The organism is Cellulosimicrobium sp. 4261 (assembly GCF_040546915.1).
In the GTDB taxonomy this organism is placed as follows: Bacteria; Actinomycetota; Actinomycetes; order Actinomycetales; family Cellulomonadaceae; genus Cellulosimicrobium; species Cellulosimicrobium cinnabarinum.
Window position 1 is genome coordinate 417,310 of sequence record NZ_JBEPOQ010000002.1, and the last position, 19,307, is coordinate 436,616.

16 protein-coding genes are annotated in these 19,307 nt (G+C 73.9%); 7 read left to right on the forward strand and 9 right to left on the reverse strand.

The window, feature by feature from the left end; genetic code table 11:
• Positions 1 to 82: 82 nt before the first annotated feature.
• Positions 83 to 1,315: a carboxylate--amine ligase gene (locus ABIE39_RS04230; RefSeq protein ID WP_209829131.1), complete on the forward strand. Its 1,233-nt coding sequence runs from the start codon at positions 83 to 85 to the stop codon at positions 1,313 to 1,315.
• Between the two features lie 102 nt (positions 1,316 to 1,417).
• Here the strand turns inward: ABIE39_RS04230 and ABIE39_RS04235 are convergent, their stop codons facing one another.
• Positions 1,418 to 2,587, reverse strand: a complete 1,170-nt coding sequence (locus ABIE39_RS04235) for a DegT/DnrJ/EryC1/StrS family aminotransferase (protein WP_175008626.1) — start codon at positions 2,585 to 2,587, stop codon at positions 1,418 to 1,420.
• A gap of 162 nt (positions 2,588 to 2,749) precedes the next feature.
• Positions 2,750 to 4,186: an NADP-dependent phosphogluconate dehydrogenase gene (gene gnd, locus ABIE39_RS04240; protein WP_061268192.1), complete on the reverse strand. Its 1,437-nt coding sequence runs from the start codon at positions 4,184 to 4,186 to the stop codon at positions 2,750 to 2,752.
• Between the two features lie 257 nt (positions 4,187 to 4,443).
• Here gnd and ABIE39_RS04245 point away from each other — a divergent pair, with 257 nt between their 5' ends.
• From ABIE39_RS04245 to ABIE39_RS04270, 6 genes are all read left to right on the forward strand, one after another.
• Entirely contained in the window at positions 4,444 to 5,067 is a 624-nt protein-coding gene (locus tag ABIE39_RS04245; RefSeq protein WP_074806118.1) for a DUF3000 domain-containing protein, read from the forward strand.
• Positions 5,064 to 6,338 (forward strand): HRDC domain-containing protein, encoded by a 1,275-nt coding sequence (locus ABIE39_RS04250; protein ID WP_175008627.1) that lies wholly within the window; start codon positions 5,064 to 5,066, stop codon positions 6,336 to 6,338. Before ABIE39_RS04245 ends, ABIE39_RS04250 begins: the two co-directional genes overlap by 4 nt.
• 21 nt (positions 6,339 to 6,359) lie before the next feature.
• Positions 6,360 to 7,403, forward strand: a complete 1,044-nt coding sequence (locus ABIE39_RS04255; RefSeq protein WP_354050569.1) for a lipid II:glycine glycyltransferase FemX — start codon at positions 6,360 to 6,362, stop codon at positions 7,401 to 7,403.
• 190 nt (positions 7,404 to 7,593) lie between these two features.
• Positions 7,594 to 8,889, forward strand: coding sequence for a thiolase family protein (locus ABIE39_RS04260; protein ID WP_051028501.1), 1,296 nt, complete (start codon positions 7,594 to 7,596; stop codon positions 8,887 to 8,889).
• A 2-nt stretch (positions 8,890 to 8,891) separates the two neighbouring features.
• A complete protein-coding gene (locus ABIE39_RS04265; protein ID WP_354050571.1) occupies positions 8,892 to 11,051 on the forward strand; it encodes a 3-hydroxyacyl-CoA dehydrogenase NAD-binding domain-containing protein in 2,160 nt (719 codons plus the stop codon).
• Positions 11,052 to 11,071: 20 nt separating this feature from the next.
• On the forward strand, positions 11,072 to 11,260 hold the full coding sequence (locus ABIE39_RS04270) for a hypothetical protein (RefSeq protein ID WP_175008629.1): 189 nt from the start codon (positions 11,072 to 11,074) through the stop codon (positions 11,258 to 11,260).
• 1 nt (position 11,261) lies between these two features.
• Here ABIE39_RS04270 and ABIE39_RS04275 read toward each other — a convergent pair whose 3' ends face one another.
• The 7 genes from ABIE39_RS04275 to pflB form a co-directional block, all read right to left on the reverse strand.
• A complete protein-coding gene (locus ABIE39_RS04275; RefSeq protein WP_354050573.1) occupies positions 11,262 to 12,017 on the reverse strand; it encodes a PIG-L deacetylase family protein in 756 nt (251 codons plus the stop codon).
• A gap of 59 nt (positions 12,018 to 12,076) precedes the next feature.
• Positions 12,077 to 14,383, reverse strand: a complete 2,307-nt coding sequence (locus ABIE39_RS04280) for a DEAD/DEAH box helicase (RefSeq protein WP_354050574.1) — start codon at positions 14,381 to 14,383, stop codon at positions 12,077 to 12,079.
• Positions 14,380 to 14,766 carry a type II toxin-antitoxin system death-on-curing family toxin gene (locus ABIE39_RS04285; RefSeq protein ID WP_175008631.1) on the reverse strand — a complete coding sequence of 129 codons (387 nt, stop codon included), beginning with the start codon at positions 14,764 to 14,766 and terminating at the stop codon, positions 14,380 to 14,382. Before ABIE39_RS04285 ends, ABIE39_RS04280 begins: the two co-directional genes overlap by 4 nt.
• 2 nt (positions 14,767 to 14,768) lie before the next feature.
• A complete protein-coding gene (locus ABIE39_RS04290; RefSeq protein WP_108047630.1) occupies positions 14,769 to 14,966 on the reverse strand; it encodes a CopG family transcriptional regulator in 198 nt (65 codons plus the stop codon).
• 60 nt (positions 14,967 to 15,026) lie between these two features.
• Positions 15,027 to 15,647, reverse strand: a complete 621-nt coding sequence (locus ABIE39_RS04295; protein ID WP_175008632.1) for a GrpB family protein — start codon at positions 15,645 to 15,647, stop codon at positions 15,027 to 15,029.
• Between the two features lie 71 nt (positions 15,648 to 15,718).
• Positions 15,719 to 16,711, reverse strand: a complete 993-nt coding sequence (gene pflA, locus ABIE39_RS04300) for a pyruvate formate-lyase-activating protein (protein WP_354050577.1) — start codon at positions 16,709 to 16,711, stop codon at positions 15,719 to 15,721.
• 30 nt (positions 16,712 to 16,741) lie between these two features.
• Positions 16,742 to 19,057: a formate C-acetyltransferase gene (pflB, locus tag ABIE39_RS04305; protein ID WP_074806089.1), complete on the reverse strand. Its 2,316-nt coding sequence runs from the start codon at positions 19,055 to 19,057 to the stop codon at positions 16,742 to 16,744.
• Positions 19,058 to 19,307: the final 250 nt, after the last annotated feature.

Here is a 19,307-nt window from a genome sequence, read left to right on the forward strand (position 1 = left end):
CCCGCGTCCCGGGGCGCGGGCCGCGCGGACCGTAGGATGGCGGACGCCCGCCGACCCGAAGAGAAACGGACGACCCTCCGCGATGACGTACGGCAACGCCGAGTTCCTCCCCATCGTCCTGGGGACCAACCTCAACACCTACAACATCGCGAGGTCGTTGCACGAGGCGTACGGCGTCCGCACGCTGGCCCTGGGCCGCTTCCCCCTGCGCGAGACGGCGGACTCCCGCATCGTCGACGTGCGCACCTACCGGGACTTCGACGACCCCGAGCGCATCGTCGCGGTCCTGCGAGAGCTCGCGGAGGAGTTCCCGGGCCGCAAGCGCCTGCTCATCGCGAACATCGAGTTCTACACGAACGTCGTGATCGCCCACCGGGCCGAGCTCGAGGACCTCTACGTCATCCCGCTCGTCGGCGAGGAGCTGGCCGCGCGCCTCATGAACAAGACGGACTTCGCGCGCACGTGCGCGGAGCTCGGCGTGCCGCACCCGGAGACGGTGATCGCCACGGCGGCCGACGTCGACGCCCCCGGCTTCGGGGAGGACCTCCCCTTCCCGTACCCGCTCATCCTCAAGCCGGCCGACACCGACACCTACCCGCGCCTGCGGTTCGAGGGCAAGAAGAAGGTGTACCTGGTCCAGGACGCGGCGGAGCTGCGCGACGTCGGCCGCCGCATCTACGCCGCGGGGTACACGGACGACCTCATCGTCCAGGAGTACCTCGCGGGCGACGAGTCGGTCATGCGCGTGGTCAACACGTACTCCGACCGCCACGGCCGCCTGCGGTTCCTGTCGGCGGCCCAGATCGTGCTCGGCGAGTACGACCCGAAGCTCGTCGGGAACTACAACGCGGTCGTGACGATGAAGGACGACCGGCTCACGGAGTCGATCCGGCACCTGCTCGACAGCCTCGGCTACGTCGGCGCCGCCAACCTCGACGTCATGTACGACCGCCGCACCGGCACGAGCAAGATCCTCGAGGTCAACCTGCGCCAGGGCGCGGCGAGCTTCTACACGATGGCCGCGGGCGGCAACCTCGCGCGCTGCTACGTCGAGGACCTCGTGTACGGGCGCGAGCTGCCCGAGCAGGTCACGTCGGACGCGCGCCTGTGGGTCAACGTGCCCTACCCGGTCGTCCGGGCGCTCGTGCCGGTGTCGCTGCGCCACCGCGTGAAGAAGGCACGCAAGCACGGCGTGTGGCACACCCTGCGGTACGCACCCGACCGCAGCCTGCGCCGCCGCCTCGACGTGTGGCGCGTGGACCTGCGCCACACGCTCGACTACGTGAAGTTCGCGCGCTCGCGCCCGTCGGCGTAGCCCCGGGAGGTCCTGCGCCGACCAGGTGGTCCCGGCTCGTCCGGTGTCGCGGACGCGCCGGGACCACCTGGTCGGCCGACGTGGACCGCCTGGTCGTGGGGCTCAGGCGCCCAGGGCGGACCGGACGGCCTCGACGACGCGGCGCGCCGTCGCGACGCCGACCGTGGTCGGGAGGTTCACGACGCGCGCGACGAGGTCCTCCGTCGTCGCGAGCCCGGGGTCGCCCGGCGTGTACCCGTACACCGCGGGGTCGTCCGGGCCCGGGAACAGCGCCGGCCGGTACCACTTCCCGACGTAGAACCCGGCGGCCGTGAGCTCGGCGACCAGGCGGTCGGCGGTCGCGGCGTCGGGCGCGAAGAACGGGAACCGCACGAGCGGCGCGCGCTCCCCGATCCCCGCCGGCACCTCGACGACGTCGGAGAGCCCGCGCACGTACTCCGCGACCGTGTCGGCGCGCCGTGCCTCGGTGTCGCCGCTGGAGCGCAGCGCGTCGACCATGCGGTCCACCACCCACGCGGACGGCCGCTGCGGCGGGTGCGCGAGCCCGCCCCGGTTCTCCACGGGGGCGATCGCCGGCTCGTAGGCGCCGACGGCCGTGAGCGCACCGCGCACCTTCCCCGCGGCCGCACCGGGGAGACGGTTGAGCACGCGCACCTGCGTGCGGAAGCTGCGCGCCGCGAGGTCGAGCCGCTTCCCGACGACGGGGAGCGCGTCGAGCGCCGCCACCGTCGCCGCGCGCAGCGCCGGGTCGAGCGCGGGGCTCACCCACACCGCCCCGCCGAACCGCGTGGGCAGCAGCTTCTCGACGCCGAACGAGTGGAACGAGACGTCCGCGACGGGCGTGCCGTCGGCGTCCCGCGCGAGGCGCCCCACGCAGTGCGCGCTGTCCTCGACGAGCAGCGCACCGACCGAGCGCGCGGCGTCGCGCAGGCGACGCGCGGCCAGCTCGTCGACGATGCCGAACGTGTTCTGCAGCACGACCGCCCGCGTGGCCGGGCCGAGGGCGAGCCGCTCGGGGTCGATCGCGACCGTCGCCGGGGACACCTCGGCGTAGACGGGCCGCAGCCCGGCGACGAGCACCGGGTCGACCGCCGTCGAGCACGTGAACACCTGGGTGACCACGTCGCCCGGGCCACGGGCCTCGGCGAGCGCGCGGAACACGACCTCCATCCCGTAGCGGGCCTTGAAGACGAGGAACCAGTCGGCCGGGTCGGTGCCCGTCCGGTCGGCGAGCATCCTCGTCGCGGTCGCGTCCTGCGGGTGGCGGCTCATCGTTCTCCGTGTCGTCCGGCGTCAGGTGTGGGGGCCGACGCAGCGGCCCGCGCGGCCTAGCCTGCCACGTCGGCGGACTCGCAGGGACGTGCGGACCGGGACGCACGACGGCGGCCGCCGCGCCGGAGCACGACGACCGCCGTCGGGACGTCGGGAGGGACGTCAGGCGTCGGACTCGGTCCGGTCGCCCGACCACTCGGTGTGGAACACGCCCGGCTTGTCGACGCGGCGGTAGGTGTGCGCGCCGAAGAAGTCGCGCTGCGCCTGGATGAGCGCGGCGGGCAGGCGCTCGGCCCGCACGCCGTCGTAGTAGGCGAGCGACGACGAGAACGCGGGCGTCGGCACGCCGTTCAGGGCGGCCTGGGCCACGACGCGACGCCACGCCGCGAGGCCGTTGCCGACCGCGCCCGTGAAGTACTCGTCGGCGAGGAGCAGCGGGAGCTGCGCGTCGCGCTCGTACGCCTCGGTGATGCGGTTGAGGAAGCGCGCCCGGATGATGCAGCCACCGCGCCAGATGCGGGCCATCGCGCCGCGGTCGATGTCCCAGCCGTACTCGGCCGACGCGGCCGCGATCTGGTCGAAGCCCTGCGAGTAGGCGACGACCTTCGACGCGTAGAGCGCGAGACGCACGTCCTCGACGAACGCGTCGCGGTCCTGCACGTCCCACGCCGCGGCGTCGGCGGGCAGCGCGGCGCGACCCGCCTCGCGCTGCGGGACCGAGCCGGACAGCGCGCGGGCGAACGTCGCCTCGGCGATGCCGGTGATCGGCACGCCGAGGTCGAGGCCGTTCTGCACCGTCCAGCGGCCGGTGCCCTTCTGCTCCGCCTGGTCGAGCACGACGTCGACGAACGCCTTGCCGGTCTCCGCGTCGACGTGCTGGAGCACGTCCGCGGTGATCTCGATGAGGAACGACTCGAGGTCGCCCGTGTTCCACTGCGCGAAGATCTCGCCGATCTCCTGCGCGGACGCGCCGAGCCCCTGCTTGAGCAGGTCGTACGCCTCGGCGATGAGCTGCATGTCGGCGTACTCGATGCCGTTGTGCACCATCTTGACGAAGTGGCCGGCGCCGTCGGGCCCGACGTAGGTGCAGCACGGCACGCCGTCGACCTTCGCCGAGATGTCCTCGAGGATGGGGCCGAGGCTCTGGTAGGACTCGCGCGTGCCGCCCGGCATGATCGACGGGCCGTTGAGCGCGCCCTCCTCGCCGCCCGAGACGCCGGTGCCCACGAAGTGCAGGCCCAGCGCCGCGAGCGCCTTCTCGCGGCGGATCGTGTCGGGGAAGTGCGCGTTGCCGGCGTCGACGACGATGTCGCCCTCCTCGAGCAGCGGCACGAGCTCGTCGATGACGGCGTCGGTGGCCGCGCCGGCCTTGACCATGATGACGACCTTGCGCGGGCGCTCGAGCGAGGCCACGAAGTCCGCCATCGACTCCGACGGGACGAAGTCGCCCTCGGTGCCCGCCTCGGCGATCAGGGACTCGGTCTTGGCGTACGAGCGGTTGTGCACCGCGACCGTGTAGCCGTGCCGGGCGAAGTTGCGGGCCAGGTTGCGACCCATGACGGCGAGTCCGGTCACACCGATCTGTGCGCGTGCTGACATCTGCTTCCCTGCTCCTCGGGGGTCGGTCCCGGCGCACGACGGCTGCGCGCGGGAGGGCGCGGAACCGAGCCGGGCGCGGCGCGCGGCCGGGTGCACCGGGGATGGATACGCTGCCAGCCTAGTCCTCGGGCGCCGTCGCGCCCCGGGGGTGCCACGATCCGGTCACCCGCAGGGATCGTGACGAAGTCGGGGTCACGATTCGATGACACCCGCGCGGCGTGCGTCCGTCCCGCCCCTCCCGCTCGTACTGTGCCGGGGTGACCACCCCTCACGGGACCGACGCTCCCCCGGAGTTCCGTGCCGTCCTCGACGCCCTCGGCGCGCGGCGGCTGCGACCCGAGGTGACGCTGCGCGAAGTTCCCGCCCCGCGCCGGATCGCGCCGTGGTCGGTCGCGCTCACGGGCGAGGTCGAGGCCGACCGCTCCGACGACCCCGACCTCGCGTCGGGGCGCTTCATCGTCCTCTACGACCCGGCGGGCCAGGAGGCGTGGGAGGGACGGTTCCGCGTCGTGACGCTCGTGCGCGCGACGCTGGAGCCGGAGATGGCGGCGGAGGACATGCTCGCCGAGGTCGCGTGGACGTGGCTCGAGGACGCGCTCCACGACGCCGGTGCGGCCGTCCGCGCGGAGGGCGGCACGGTGACGCGCGTCCTGTCGCAGAGCTTCGGCGCGCTCGCCGGCAAGCACAACGACGTGGAGCTCGAGATGCGCGCGTCGTGGACCCCGGTGCCCGCGGAGGGCGCCGGCGCGGCGGACCTCGGCGACCACCTCGCGGCGTGGTCGCAGCTCCTGTGCACGGCCGCCGGTCTGCCGCCGTTGCCCGAGGGCGTGACCCCCCTCGGTGCTCGACCCCCTGCGCGACGCAATACCGTGGGCTCATGAGCTCGACCGCAGCACCCGCTCCCCCTCCGCTCGACCCCGCACCCGGGGCGGAGCGCGCACCGACCGTCGTCACCCCGCTGACGGAGCCGTCCGACGGGCTGGGACCCGTCGTCGACACGCCCGCCGCGTTCGCGCGCGTCGTCGAGGCCTTCGCCGCCGCGAGCGGCCCCGTGGCCGCCGACGCCGAGCGCGCCTCCGGCTACCGGTACGGCCAGCGCACCTACCTCGTCCAGGTGCGCCGCGAGGGCGCGGGCACCGCGCTCGTCGACCCCGTCGGCGTGCCCGACCTGTCGCCGCTGCGCGAGGCGGTCGGCGACGCCGAGTGGGTCCTGCACGCGGCGTCGCAGGACCTGCCCGGGCTCGCGGAGCACGGGATCGTCCCGGCCAGCGTGTTCGACACCGAGATCGCGGCCCGCCTGCTGGGGATGGCGCGCGTGGGCCTCGCCGCCGTGGTCGCCGAGGTGCTCGGGCTCGGCCTCGCCAAGGAGCACTCGGCGGTGGACTGGTCGACCCGACCGCTGCCCGAGGACTGGCTGCGGTACGCGGCGCTCGACGTCGAGGTGCTCGTCCCGCTGCGCCGGGCGCTCGGCGAGCGGCTCGACGAGGCGGGCAAGTCGGAATGGGCGGCGCAGGAGTTCGAGGCCGTGCGCACCGCGGGACCGCCCGCCCCGCGGCCCGAGCCGTGGCGCCGGACGTCCGGCACGCACACGCTGCGCGACCCGCGCCGGCTCGCCGTCGTCCGGAGCCTGTGGGAGGCCCGCGACGCGACCGCCCGGGCGCGAGACATCGCCCCCGGGCGCGTCCTGCCCGACCGCGCGATCGTCGCCGCGGCCGAGGCGCTGCCGCGCACGGCGGGCCAGCTCGTCGAGCTCCCGCCGTTCGCGGGCAAGGGCACGCGCCGCCGTGCGGCGTACTGGCAGCGCGCGGTCGACGCCGCGCTCGCCCTGCCCGCGAGCGCCCTGCCGACCACGCGCGGACCGCGCACCGACGCCCCGCCGCCCCCGCGCGCGTGGGCGGACCGCGACCCGGGTGCCGCGGCACGGCTCGAGGCGGCGCGCGCCGTCGTGCAGGAGCTCGCCGAGCGGTACGCCGTGCCGGTCGAGAACGTGCTCCAGCCCGACGCGCTCCGGCGCCTGTGCTGGACGCCACCGGAGCCGGCCGACGCGGACGGGATCGCCGCGTTCCTGCGCGGCCGCGGGGCGCGCGAGTGGCAGGTGGGGCTCGTCGCAGAGCCCCTCGCGGACGCGTTCGAGCGCGCCGGCGAGCGGTAGCGGGAGGGTAGGGTCGTCCGCGTGCACGACGCGAACCTGACGATCCGGACAGTCACCGACCGAGCCTCCTGGGACGCCCGGGTGAACGAGCTCGGCGGCCACCCCCTGCAGCTCTGGGGCTGGGGCGAGGTCAAGGCCACGGGCGCCTGGACCCCGCACCGCGTGGAGGCGGTGGACGGCGACGGCCGCGTCCGCGGCCTGGCGCAGGTGCTCGTGCGCTCGCTCCCGGCGCAGTTCAAGGCGCTGTGCCACGTGCCCCGCGGGCCCGTCATCGCGCCGACGGGAGACGGCTGGGGCGCCGGCCCGGGCGTGGGCGACGACGCGACGCGCGACGCCGTGACCCGCGCCGTCGTCGCCTGGTGCAAGACGACGGTGGGCGGCGTGGGCGTGACGATCGAGCCCGACTGGCCCGTCGGCACGCACCTCGCGCTGCCCGACGCCCGCCCCGCGGCGAACCCGATCCTCTACCCGGTGACCCTGATCCTCGACCTCACGAAGTCCGAGGACGAGCTGACGAAGGCCATGGGCAAGTCGACGCGGTACGACATCCGCAAGGCGGCGCGCACGGGGCTCGAGGTGCGTCGCGTGACGGACGAGGCCGAGGTGCGTCAGGTGCTCGCCGTCTACCACGAGACCGCCGAGCGCGCGGGCTTCGCGCTGCACGACGACGAGTACTACCTCGCGATCCACCGCGAGCTCGGCGAGCACTCGGTGCTCGTCGCCGCGTTCTCCGAGGGCGCGCCGGTGTCGTTCGTGTGGTGCGTGTCGTCGGCGACGACCTCGTTCGAGCTCTACGGCGGGATCAACGACGCAGGTCGCAAGCTGCGCGCCAACGCGCCGGTGAAGTGGCACGCGATCACGCTCGCACAGCAGGCCGGGCTGGTCCGGTACGACATGAACGGTCTGCTCAACGACGGGATCAGCGAGTTCAAGCGCAGCTTCGCCCAGCACGACGACGAGCTCGTGCACAGCGTCGACGTGCCGTTCTCGATGTGGTACTCCGCGTGGAACAAGGGCTTGCCGACCGCGAAGAAGGTCGTGCGCAAGCTCCGCGGGAGCCGCTGACGCGGGCTCCCGAGCACCCCGAACCTCGGAGAGACCCGGTATCGCGCGATGCGATACCGGGTCTCTTCATGTCGTAGCATCGGTCTCGTGCTTTCCCGATACCCGCGGTAGCGTGTATCGCACGTACGACCCCCGAGCGGTGCCGCTCCGGACACCGCCGTCCCGACCATCTGCATCGGATGGAGATGCCATGACCGTGGCCAACGAGGCCCCCTCTCCCACCTCGGCACCCACCCAGGCGGCTACCCAGCGCTCGCGCCGACGCCCCGTGCGCGACGTCGTCTTCGTCGAGGGCGTCCGTAGCCCGTTCGGCAAGGCGCGCCCCGACGGGATCTACGCGGAGACCCGCGCGGACGACCTCGCCGTGAAGACGGTCCGCGAGCTCCTGCGCCGCCGCCCCGAGCTGCCCGTCGAGCGGATCGACGAGCTCGCGCTCGCCGCGACCACGCAGACCGGCGACCAGGGCCTCACCCTCGGCCGCAGCGTCGCCGTGCTGGCCGGGCTGCCCAAGTCGGTGCCCGGCTTCGCGATCGACCGCATGTGCGCGGGGGCGATGACCGCGGTCACGACCACCGCGGCGAACGTCGCCGTGGGCGCGCAGGACGTCGTCGTCGCGGGCGGTGTCGAGCACATGGGGCACCACCCCATGGGCGAGGGGTCGGACCCGAACCCGCGGTTCGTCGCCGAGCGCCTCGTCGACTCCTCCGCGCTCGTCATGGGCGCGACGGCCGAGAACCTGCACGACCGGTACCCGCACCTCACCAAGGAGCGTGCCGACGCGTACGCCGTCGCGAGCCAGGCCAAGTACGCCAAGGCCCTCGCGAACGGCGACATCTCCCCCGACCTCGTGCCGGTCGCGACCCGGTCGACCGAGCTCGGGTGGGGCCTGGCCACGGCCGACGAGCTGCCGCGCCCCGGCACCACGGTCGACTCGATCCGCGACCTCAAGACCCCGTTCCGCCCCGGCGGGAAGGTCACCGCGGGCAACGCCTCGCCGCTGACCGACGGCGCGACGGCGTGCCTGCTCGCCGCGGGCGACGTCGCCGACGAGCTCGGGCTCCCGGCGCGCATGCGCCTCGTCGCGTACGCGTACGCGGGCGTCGACCCCGAGGTCATGGGCATCGGGCCGGTCCCCGCGACCGAGCGCGCGCTCGCGTCCGCGGGCCTGACGATCGACGACATCGGCCTGTTCGAGATCAACGAGGCGTTCGCGGTCCAGGTGCTCGCGTTCCTCGACCACTTCGGCATCGCGGACGACGACGAGCGCGTCAACCAGTACGGGGGCGCCATCGCCATGGGCCACCCGCTCGCGTCGTCGGGCGTGCGCCTCATGACGCAGCTCGCGCGCCAGTTCGAGCAGCACCCCGAGGTGCGCTACGGCCTGACGACCATGTGCGTCGGCCTCGGCATGGGCGGCACCGTGATCTGGGAGAACCCGCACCACGCCGACTACTCCGGCCACACCTTCGAGACCGCGGAGAACTGACGATGAGCGCACCGACCGACACCACCACCACCTCCGCGGACGCGACGAAGGACGCCGCGCGCGGGGAGCGCGTCACGCACTCGCTCGTGCGCGACGTCGCGCTCCCCGGCGGGACGGGCACGCTCGCCCTCGTCACGCTCGACAACGGGCTCGACCACACCAAGCCGACGACGCTCGGCCCCGAGGGCCTCGCCGAGCTGCACACGACCCTCGAGACGCTGCGGCGCCGGGCCGCGGACGGCGAGATCGTCGCCGTCGCGATCACGGGCAAGCCGTACTTCCTCGCCGCGGGCGCGGACCTCACGCAGGCCGCGGCCGTGCAGGTGCGCGACGACGCGCTCGCCCTCGGGCGCGCCGGGCACGCCGCGTACACGCTGCTCCAGGACATGGGCGTGCCGACGTTCGCGTTCGTCAACGGCGTCGCGCTGGGCGGCGGCCTCGAGGTCGCGCTCAACTGCACGTACCGCACCGTCGCGTCCGACGCCGGCGCGCTCGCGCTGCCCGAGGTCGGCCTGGGCCTGGTCCCCGGCTGGGGCGGCGCCTACCTCGTGCCGCGCCTGCTCGGCGTCGAGAAGGCGATGGACGTCATCCTCGCCCGCCCCGCCGCGAACAAGCCGTTCAAGGCGAAGGAGGCGTACGAGATCGGGCTCGTCGACGCGCTCTTCGAGGCGCCCGACTTCCTCGAGTCCTCGCTGCGCTGGGCCGAGGCCGTGCTGCGCGGCGAGATCGTCGTCGAGCGGCGCGAGCTCGACCCGCAGCCCGTGTGGGACGCCGTCGTCGCCGGGACGCGTCAGCGCCTCGACGCCGTGGTCGCGGGCTCGCGCCCCGCGCCGTACCGCGCGCTCGACCTCGTCGCGGCCGCGCGCACCGCGTCGCGCGAGGAGGCGTTCGCGGCCGAGGACGAGGCCCTCGCGGACCTCATCATGAGCGACGAGATGCGCGCGAGCGTCTACGCGTTCCAGCTCGTCTCCAAGGGCAAGCGGCCCCAGGGCGCGCCCGACGCGAAGCTCGCGCGCCCGGTCACCCGCGTGGGGATCGTCGGTGCCGGGCTCATGGCCGCGCAGATCGCGCTGCTGTTCGCCCAGCGCCTCCAGGTGCCGGTCGTCATGCGCGACCTCGACCAGGAGCGCGTCGACAAGGGCCTCGGCTACGTCCGCTCGACCGTGGAGAAGCTCGTGCGCTCGGGCCGGATGCCCGCGGACACCGGCGCGCGCATCGTCGGCTCCGTGCACGGCACGACCGAGCTCGGCGACTTCGCGGGCTGCGACGTCGTCATCGAGGCGGTCACGGAGATCCTCGGGCTCAAGAAGAAGGTCTTCGCCGAGCTCGAGAGCGTGCTCTCGCCCCAGGCCGTGCTGCTGACCAACACGTCCGCGCTCTCGATCACCGAGATGGCGGCCGACCTGCAGCACCCCGAGCGCGTCGTCGGGATGCACTTCTTCAACCCGGTCGCCCAGATGCCGCTCGTCGAGATCATCCAGGCGGCCAAGACCGACGACGCCGCGCTCGCCACGGCGTTCGCCATGACGAAGAAGCTCCGCAAGACGGCCGTGCTGGTCGCCGACCGGCCCGGGTTCGTCGTCAACCGCCTGCTCATCCTGCTCATGGGCAAGATCGTCGAGGCGGTCGAGAACGGCACGTCGGTCGAGGTCGCGGACCGCGCCGTCGCACCGCTCGGTCTGCCGATGCCGCCGTTCGCGCTGTTCGACCTCGTGGGCCCCGCCGTCGGCCTGCACGTGCTCACGTCGCTGCGCGAGGACCTGGGCGACCGGTTCCCCGAGTCCCCCGGCCTCCAGCGCATCGTCGACGAGCAGATCCCCGTCGTCCTCGACGCGCCGAAGGGCCTGCCCAAGCCCGTCGACCCGGCGATCCAGCGGGTCTTCGGCACGGGCGAGGCGGGCGGCGACGGGGCGCTGGACGAGGCCGGCGTCCTCGACTCCGTGCTCACGGCGCTCACGCAGGAGATCGGGCTCATGCTCGACGAGGGCGTGGTCGCGAGCCCGTCGCAGATCGACCTGTGCATGATCCTTGGCGCGGGGTGGGGCTTCCACCTGGGCGGCATCACGCCGTACCTCGACCGCACGGGCTACAGCGAGAAGGTCCTGGGCCGCCGGTTCCTGCCCGACGGCGCAGCAAACGTCCCGGCACCCTCTCGCGCCTGACCACCCCTCTCCCGCCGAGCATGCGGTGGTCGCCCGTCCTGGGTGCACTACGGGCGACAGCCGCATGCTCGGCGTGGTGGGAGGAGGGCACCGAGCAGACCGCGACCATGATGTGCGGCACGTGGTGGGTCGGCTCGCACGACGGCGCTCTGTTCGGGTTCGCACCCGAGCTGAAGGTCGAGGTCGAGGAACGGCCCGACCCCTCCTGAGTCAGTCCTCTCCGTTCATGTGCAGGACCTCGAAGGCGACGGCGTGCGCGACGCCCATCCGCTCGCCCGTCGGGGCGCTCATCGACCCGAGGAACGCCGCCGGGTCGAAGTCCTCCCAGCCGAGGCCGTCGAGGTACGCGGCGTGCGCGCGCAGGGACGCCACGCCCGCGTCGAAGGTCGCGCTGACGTCCACGCCGTGCGCGGCGTCGGGCGACGCCGCGACCCAGACCTGGCGCACCCCGCCCCACGGCTCGATCCCGTCCGACTCGACCTGCTCGCGGAACACCCACCGGTTCCCCGCGTCGCGCACGGCGTCGACGACGGCCCGCCCCGTCGCGACGTGGTCCGCCTGGTTGAGCATCCCGCCCGGGAACGTCTCGCGGTAGTTCCCGGTGATCACGACGTCGGGCCGGTGGCGCCGGACCGCGCCCGCGATCGCGCGCCGCAGCGGCAGCCCGTACTCGAGCACGCCGTCGGCCAGCCCGAGGAACTCCACCTCGTCGACGCCCACGATCCGCGCGGACTCGATCTCCTCCGCCTCCCGCACGCGACGCGCCTCGTCGGGGTCCATGCCGTCGATACCCGCCTCGCCGCTCGTGACCATGCAGTACACGACCCGCTTGCCCTGACCCGTCCACCGCGCGACCGCTGCGGCGGCGCCGAACTCCATGTCGTCGGGGTGGGCCACGACGGCGAGCGCCGTGGTCCAGTCCTCTCGCAGCGGGCTGAGCGGGGGCAGGGTGTCCGTCTCGGTCATGACGCCACGCTATGCCGCGTCCCGGCGCCGAGCGCGACGACGGCCCGCCCCGGGCCCCGTCAGTGCTCGACGGGCGCGTCCTCGGTCGCGTCGTGGGGCGCGTCATCGAGCGCGCCCTCGCCCGCCGCGCCGGGCAGCACGACATCGGCGGGCGCCTCCTCGACCGGTGCGTCCTCGACCGACGTCACGGCCGGGTCGACGAACAGCCGGGCGCGCTCGGCGTCGACCACCGCGCGCGCGAGCGACGCCTCGGACACGTCGACCGCGCCCGCGACCTCCTCGGCGAGCGCGCTGCGGCGGGCGTACGCGTCGAACAGCCGGGCCTTGGTGCCGAGCAGGCGCACGAGGTGCTCGTCGACGCTGTCGACCGTGAGCAGGCGGTGCACCTGGACGCTCTCGACCTGCCCCATGCGGTGGGCGCGCGCGACGGCCTGCGCCTCGGTCGTCGGCTTGGTCTGGGGCTCGCACAGGATCACCACGGAGGCGGCCTGGAGGTTGAGGCCCACTCCCCCGACGTCGATCTGGCTGACGAGCACGCGGGGTTCCTCGGCCGCGGTGAAGGCGTCGACGATCGTCTGACGCGTGCGGGCGGGCACAGAGCCGGTGAGGGGCGGGAGCGCGTGGTCGCCGAGCGCGCGCACGACCACGTCCACGACGTCCCGGAAGTACGAGAACACCACGACCTTGCGCCCGTTCTCGGCCGCCTCGCGCGCGATCTCGACGAGCCGGCGCAGCTTCGCCGAGTCCTCGGGGTGCTCGACGGCGAACGCCGCCCGGCGCATCGCCATGAACGACCCCGCCGCGACCGCCTCGCGGTACGCGGCGCCGTCGACCGTACCGAGCCGCTCCCACTCGTCGACCTGCACGAGCTCGGGCAGCTCCTCGAGCACGTCCTCGGCGTTGCGTCGCAGGTAGGCGGGCGCGACGGCGTGCCGGAACGCGTCGGGGCCAGCGGCGCCGTGCGCGGCGTCGAGGCGTGCCGCGAGCTCGGGCTGGAGGTAGCCCAGCAGGGTGCGGAACTCCTCGACCCGGTTCTCCATGGGCGTGCCGGTGAGCAGGAGCACGTGCTCGGTCGCCTGGGCGAGGGCCGCGACGGCCACCGACCGCTTCGCGAGCGGGTTCTTCACGTAGTGCGCCTCGTCCACGACGAGCGCGACCGGCCGGGCGGCCGTGAACGTCTCCGTCCCCGCGCGCCGCAGGCCCGCGAAGGTCACGACGGCGACGCCGCCCGCCGCGCGCCACGCGGCGGCCGCCTCTTCCCGGTCCTCGCCGTGGACGGCGTGCACCGGGAGGTCCGCGTGCGCGCGCAGCTCGCGCACCCAGTTCTCCAGCACGCTCGCCGGGCACACGACGAGCGCGTGGGTCGCGCCGCGGGCGACCAGGTGCGCGACGACGGCGACGGCCTGCACCGTCTTGCCCAGGCCCATCTCGTCGCCCAGGACGACGCGCCGCTGGGCGAGCGCGAAGCGGGCTCCGAACGCCTGGTACCCGCGCAACGAGACCGTCAGCAGCGACTCGTCGAGCGCCTGCGTCTGCACGCGGTCGACCAGCTCGGCGGGCAGGTGCCCGGCCGCGGCGGCGACGTCGCGGCCCGTGGGGGCGACGCCGTCGAGCAGCGCGTAGTACGCCGCGGACCGCCGCCGGAAGTCCTCCCAGACGTCGTACGGGCGCGCGGGCTCGGCCAGCAGCCCGACGACGCGCCGCGCCTCGTCGGCGAGCCCGATGGCCCGCGCCCGCTCGGCGACCGCGGCGAGCACCGTGATTGCGGCTGAGGCCCGACGCCGCCGCTCGCCCCACGCGAGCAGGCGGCGCGGGCCGCTCGCGGCGACCAGCGCGTCGGCGCGCACGCGCTCGTGCTCCGCGAGCGCGGCCCGCACCTGGTCGCCGTAGCGCGCGACGGCGGCGTCGGCCTGGTCGAGCGTGTGCAGCGCCTGGACGAGCGCGGTCGCGACCGGGTCCGCCGGCGTGAGGTCGATCCGGAAGCGCAGGCTCTCGCGCACGGCGCGCGCCACCTGCTCGGCGGCGGCGAGCAGGTGCGTCGCCGTCTGCGGGCCGATCTCGGGGAGCTTCGCCAGCCCGTCGCGCCCGAGCCGCGCGACCTCGCCCACCGTCCGCACGCCCGCGTCCGCGAGCGCCCCGAGCCGCAGGCGTTCGCGCGTGACGTCGCGCAGGGACGCGACGTCGACGGTGTCGAGGCGCGCCAGGACCTTCTCCTCGCGGCTGTCGCCGAACGCGGCGCGCACCTGGTCGCGCGCCGTCCCGGGCGCGGCGGAGAGCGCCGCGAGCAGCGCGACGAGGGCGTCCGCGTCCGCGACGACCGCCCGAGCGGTGGCGACGTCGGGCAGCGCGCCGCTCGCGGCGGTCACGACTCGCGGCGCACGACGTGCTCCGCGAGCTTCTGCGCCACGGTCTCGACGTCGTCGATCTCGCCGGCTGCGACACCGACGACGAGGGCGTACGCGGTGTCCTGCGGCATGACGAGCCGCACCCCGTTGAGCGCGTAGAAGAGTCTCACCGCGACCCAGCCCAGTCGCTTGTTCCCGTCGATCAGCGCGTGGTTCTTCGTGACGGAGAGAAGCAGCGCCGCTGCCTTCTCGTCGAGGGCGGGGTAGGCCTCGACGCCGTACATCGACGCGGCCGGACGCGCCAGTGCGGACGACAGGAGCCCGTAGTCGCGGACGGCGGGCGGGTGCCCGAGGAACGCCGTGGCGGCGGCGACGAGGTCGTCCTCGTCGAGGTAGACGACCACGGCTACTGCGCGAGCCGGTCGAGCAGCTCCTGGTCCTCCGCCACGATGTCGGCGAGCAGCCGGTCACGCATCTCGCGCCGCTTCGCGTCGTACTCCACGACCGCGCGCGCGACGGCGGTGTTCGCGGAGACGCCCTCGCGGCGGGCGATACGCTCCAGCGCCGCCTGCGCGTCGTCGTCGAGCCGCAAGGTCATAGCCACGTGAGCTCCTCTCGTCTGGTACCACCACGGTATCAGTGCGCGGGCGGCGCCGTGCAGGGATCAGGCAGGAGCGTTCGCGCGCTCGGCGAGCCAGCGCTCCATCCGGGACTGCGCCGCGTCGAGGAACGCCGTCTTGTCGCGCGTGTAGTCGTCGTAGTCGTCGGCGTCCGCGTGGCGCGCGGCGAGGCTGCGCTTCGTCGCCTCGTACGCCGCGGCCTCGGCGGGAACGGCGCGCAGCCAGTCGCGGAACGCGACGACGTATGCGGCGAACGGCGAGTCGAGGCGCCGGACGTGCAGGATCACGGGCGGCTCGCCCTCGTCGCCGGGGCGGGCGAGCAGGCGCTTGGCGTAGAGCTCGGGCGCGGGGTCGGCGCCCGGGCGCGGGACGTCCCGGTACACGCCGGGCGAGTCGGGGCGCGCCCCGCGCTCGATCGAGAACCCGAGCGGCCCGAGCGCCGCCTCCAGCGCCGCCTCGGAGGGCAGCGTCGCGACGCGCACCTGGAGGTCGATGATCGGCTTCGCGGCCAGCCCGGGCACGGCCGTCGACCCGATGTGCTCGACGACCGGGGCCGTGCCGTCACGGCTCGCGAGGTCGGCGAGCGCGTCGGCGACGCGCTCGGTCCACCGCCTCCCGGTGTCGGTCCAACGGGGGTCGTGGGTGTCGACGGTCGCTGCAGGCACCCGTGAACCCTACGACCCGGCCCCGCCTCAGGACCGCGGGCCCGCCGAGACGGCGCTCGTCGGCAGGTCGGTCAGTACGTCGTCAGGCCGTGAGCGCGGAACTGGTCGCGCACGCGCTCGGTGAGCTCGGCCGACGGCGCGGGCGTGTCGTCGAGCTCGTAGGTGCGCCCGAGCGCGTCCCACTTGTCGCGGCCCATCTGGTGGAAGGGCAGCACCTCGACGCGCGTCACCGTGCCGGGGCGGATCGCGTTGAGCGAGGCCGCGTAGTCGGCGACCTTCTCGACGTTGTCCGGGTCGTCGGTGAGGCCCGGGACGAGGACGAAGCGCACCCACACCTCGGGCGCGTGGCCGGTGAGCCCGCGCTCGGCGACCCGCCGCCCGAACCGCAGGGTCGGCTCGAGGTCGCGGCTCGTGACCTTCTTGTAGGTCTCCGGGTCGCCGGACTTCACGTCGAGCAGCACGAGGTCCGTGTCGTCGAGCATCGCGTCGGTCGCGTTCGCCCCGAGGAAGCCCGACGTGTCGAGCGCGGTGTGCACGCCCATCGCCTTCGCGCCGCGCAGGACGCGCGCCGCGAACGCGGGCTGCATGAGCACCTCACCGCCCGAGAGCGTGAGCCCCCCGTGCGTCGCCCGGAACACGGGCAGGTAGCGCCGGACGCGCCCGAGCAGCTCGTCCGCCGTGACGGGCCTGCCGTCCTTCATGGCGAACGTGTCGGGGTTGTGGCAGTACAGGCACCGCAGCGGGCACCCGTTGAGGAAGACCGTGAGCCGGGTCCCCGGTCCGTCCACGGCGGTGACGAGCTCCCAGGAGTGGACCGAGCCGAGCTCGCCCGCGTGCATCGCCGCGAGCTTGTCGGCCCGGTCCACGTCCGCGACCGTCAACCCGTCCAGACCCGCGCCCGCCCGGCGTGCGTGGCCCACGGGCGTGCCCGACGCCGCGGGCTCGGCCGCGGAGGTCGGGGCGCCCGGGACGTCGAGGCGCGTGGCGTCGTCGGGCAGGGTGCTCCCGGGGACGCCGCACCCGCGCTGCGGGCGGACGGCGGGGCCGGGAAGGGTGACGGTCATGGCTGGCTCCTCAGGGCTCGTCAGGGCTCGTCAGAGCGCGCCGTGGAAGGTGCGCGAGAGCACGTCCAGCTGCTGCTCGCGCGTGAGGCGGACGAAGTTCACCGCGTACCCGGACACGCGGATCGTCAGCTGCGGGTAGTTCTCCGGGTGGTCCATGGCGTCCAGGAGCGTCTCGCGGTTCAGCACGTTGACGTTCATGTGGTAACCCTCGGACCCGATGTAGGCGTCCAGGAGGCCGGCGAGGTTGGTGACCTGCTCCTCCTTGGTACGCCCGAGGCCGCTCGGCACGACCGTGTTGGTCAGCGAGATGCCGTCCTGCGCCTCGTCGTACGGCAGCTTGGCCACCGAGAGCGCCGAGGCGAGCATGCCGTGCGTGTCGCGCCCGTTCATCGGGTTGGCACCCGGGGCGAACGGCTCGCCGGCCCGGCGGCCGTCGGGCGTGTTGCCCGTCGCCTTGCCGTACACGACGTTCGACGTGATCGTCAGCACCGACTGCGTGGGCACCGCGTCACGGTACGTCGGGTGCGTGCGCACCTTCGCCATGAACCGCTCGACGAGGTCGACGGCGATCGCGTCGGCCCGGTCGTCGTCGTTGCCGAACGTCGGGTACTCGCCCTCGGTCACGTAGTCGACGACGAGGCCGCGCTCGTCGCGGACGACGGAGACCTTCGCGTGCTTGATCGCCGACAGCGAGTCCGCCGCGACGGACAGGCCCGCGATGCCGCACGCCATGGTCCGCAGCACGTCCTTGTCGTGCAGCGCCATCTCGATGCGCTCGTACGCGTACTTGTCGTGCGACCAGTGGATGCAGTTGAGCGCCTCGACGTACGTCTCGGCCAGCCAGTCCATCGTCGCGTCGAACTTCGCCATGACGTCGTCGAAGTCGAGAACGTCGCCCTCGACGGGCGCCGCCACGGGCGAGACCTGCTTGCCCGAGATCTCGTCGCGCCCACCGTTGATCGCGTAGAGCAGCGTCTTGGCGAGGTTCACGCGCGCACCGAAGAACTGCATCTGCTTGCCGACCCGCATCGGGGACACGCAGCACGCGATCGCCGCGTCGTCGCCCCAGTGCTGGCGGATGAGCTCGTCCGACTCGTACTGCACGGCCGAGGTGTCGATCGAGACCTGCGCGCAGTAGTCCTTGAAGCCCTGCGGCAGCTCCGGGCTCCAGAAGACCGTCATGTTCGGCTCGGGGGCCGGGCCGAGGTTGTAGAGCGTCTGGAGGAACCGGAACGAGTTCTTCGTGACGAGCGGGCGCCCGTCCTCGCCCATGCCGCCGATCGTCTCGGTGACCCACGTCGGGTCGCCGGAGAACAGCGCGTCGTACTCGGGCGTGCGCAGGAACCGCACGATGCGCAGCTTGATGACGAAGTCGTCGATGATCTCCTGCGCCTCGGACTCCGTGATGCGGCCGGCCTCGAGGTCGCGGTCGATGAACACGTCGAGGAACGTCGACGTGCGGCCGAGCGACATCGCGGCGCCGTTCTGCTCCTTCACCGCGGCGAGGTAGGCGAAGTAGAGCCACTGCACGGCCTCGCGGGCCGACGTCGCGGGCCCGGAGATGTCGTAGCCGTACGAGGCCGCCATCTCCTTGAGCTCGCCCAGGGCGCGGATCTGCTCCGCGTGCTCCTCGCGCTCGCGCACGACCTTCTCGCTGAAGGGCTGCGTGTCGAGCCCGAGCTTGTCGAGCTTCTTCGCGGCGATCAGCGCGTCCACGCCGTAGAGCGCGACGCGGCGGTAGTCGCCGATGATCCGGCCGCGGCCGTAGGCGTCGGGCAGGCCCGTGATGATGTGCGAGCTGCGGGCCGCGCGCACGTTCGGCGGGTAGACGTCGAACACGCCCTGGTTGTGCGTCTTGCGGTACTCGGTGAAGACCTTCCGCAGGGTCTCGTCGACCTCGTAGCCGTAGGTCTCCAGCGCGCCCTCGACCATGCGCCAGCCGCCGTTCGGCATGATCGCGCGCTTGAGCGGGGCGTCGGTCTGGAGACCGACGATCACCTCGTGCGCCTTGTCGATGTAGCCCGGCGCGTGCGCCGTGATCCCGGCGGGCGTGTGGGTGTCCACGTCGTAGATCCCCATCTCCCGCTCCTCCGGGAACATGGCGGACAGCGTGCTCCAGATGCCCGTCGTGCGCTCCGTGGGGCCGGCGAGGAACGACGCGTCGCCCGTGTACGGGCGGTAGTTGCGCTGGATGAAGTCGCGCACGTCGACCGTGTCGCGCCACGGGCCGTCGGTGAAGCCCTCCCACGCGGGGACGTGCGCGGTGTCGTGCTGCGGGTCGACGGTGCCCGCCTCCGCCGCGCGGCCGCCGCTCGTCGTGCCAGGTGCCTCGGAAACGCTGGTCATTAGGACCTCCCTCGTGCCTGACGCGCGGGTCCGCGCGCCGGCCGGACCCGCCGGCCTCGCGAGGACCCGGGTGGGGTCCTCGGCCGAGGTTCCGACGGGCTCCTTCGCCACCTCCAGGCTAGGTTCCCGGGGCCCGCGACGGAGGCGTTCGGGACCGCTCGGGGACCTAGGTCCCGAGGCGGGCGGGACCTGCCAGGAACGGCGGGATCCTGCGGGTCCCGGGCTCTTCGACATCCCCGCCGGGGAGGTC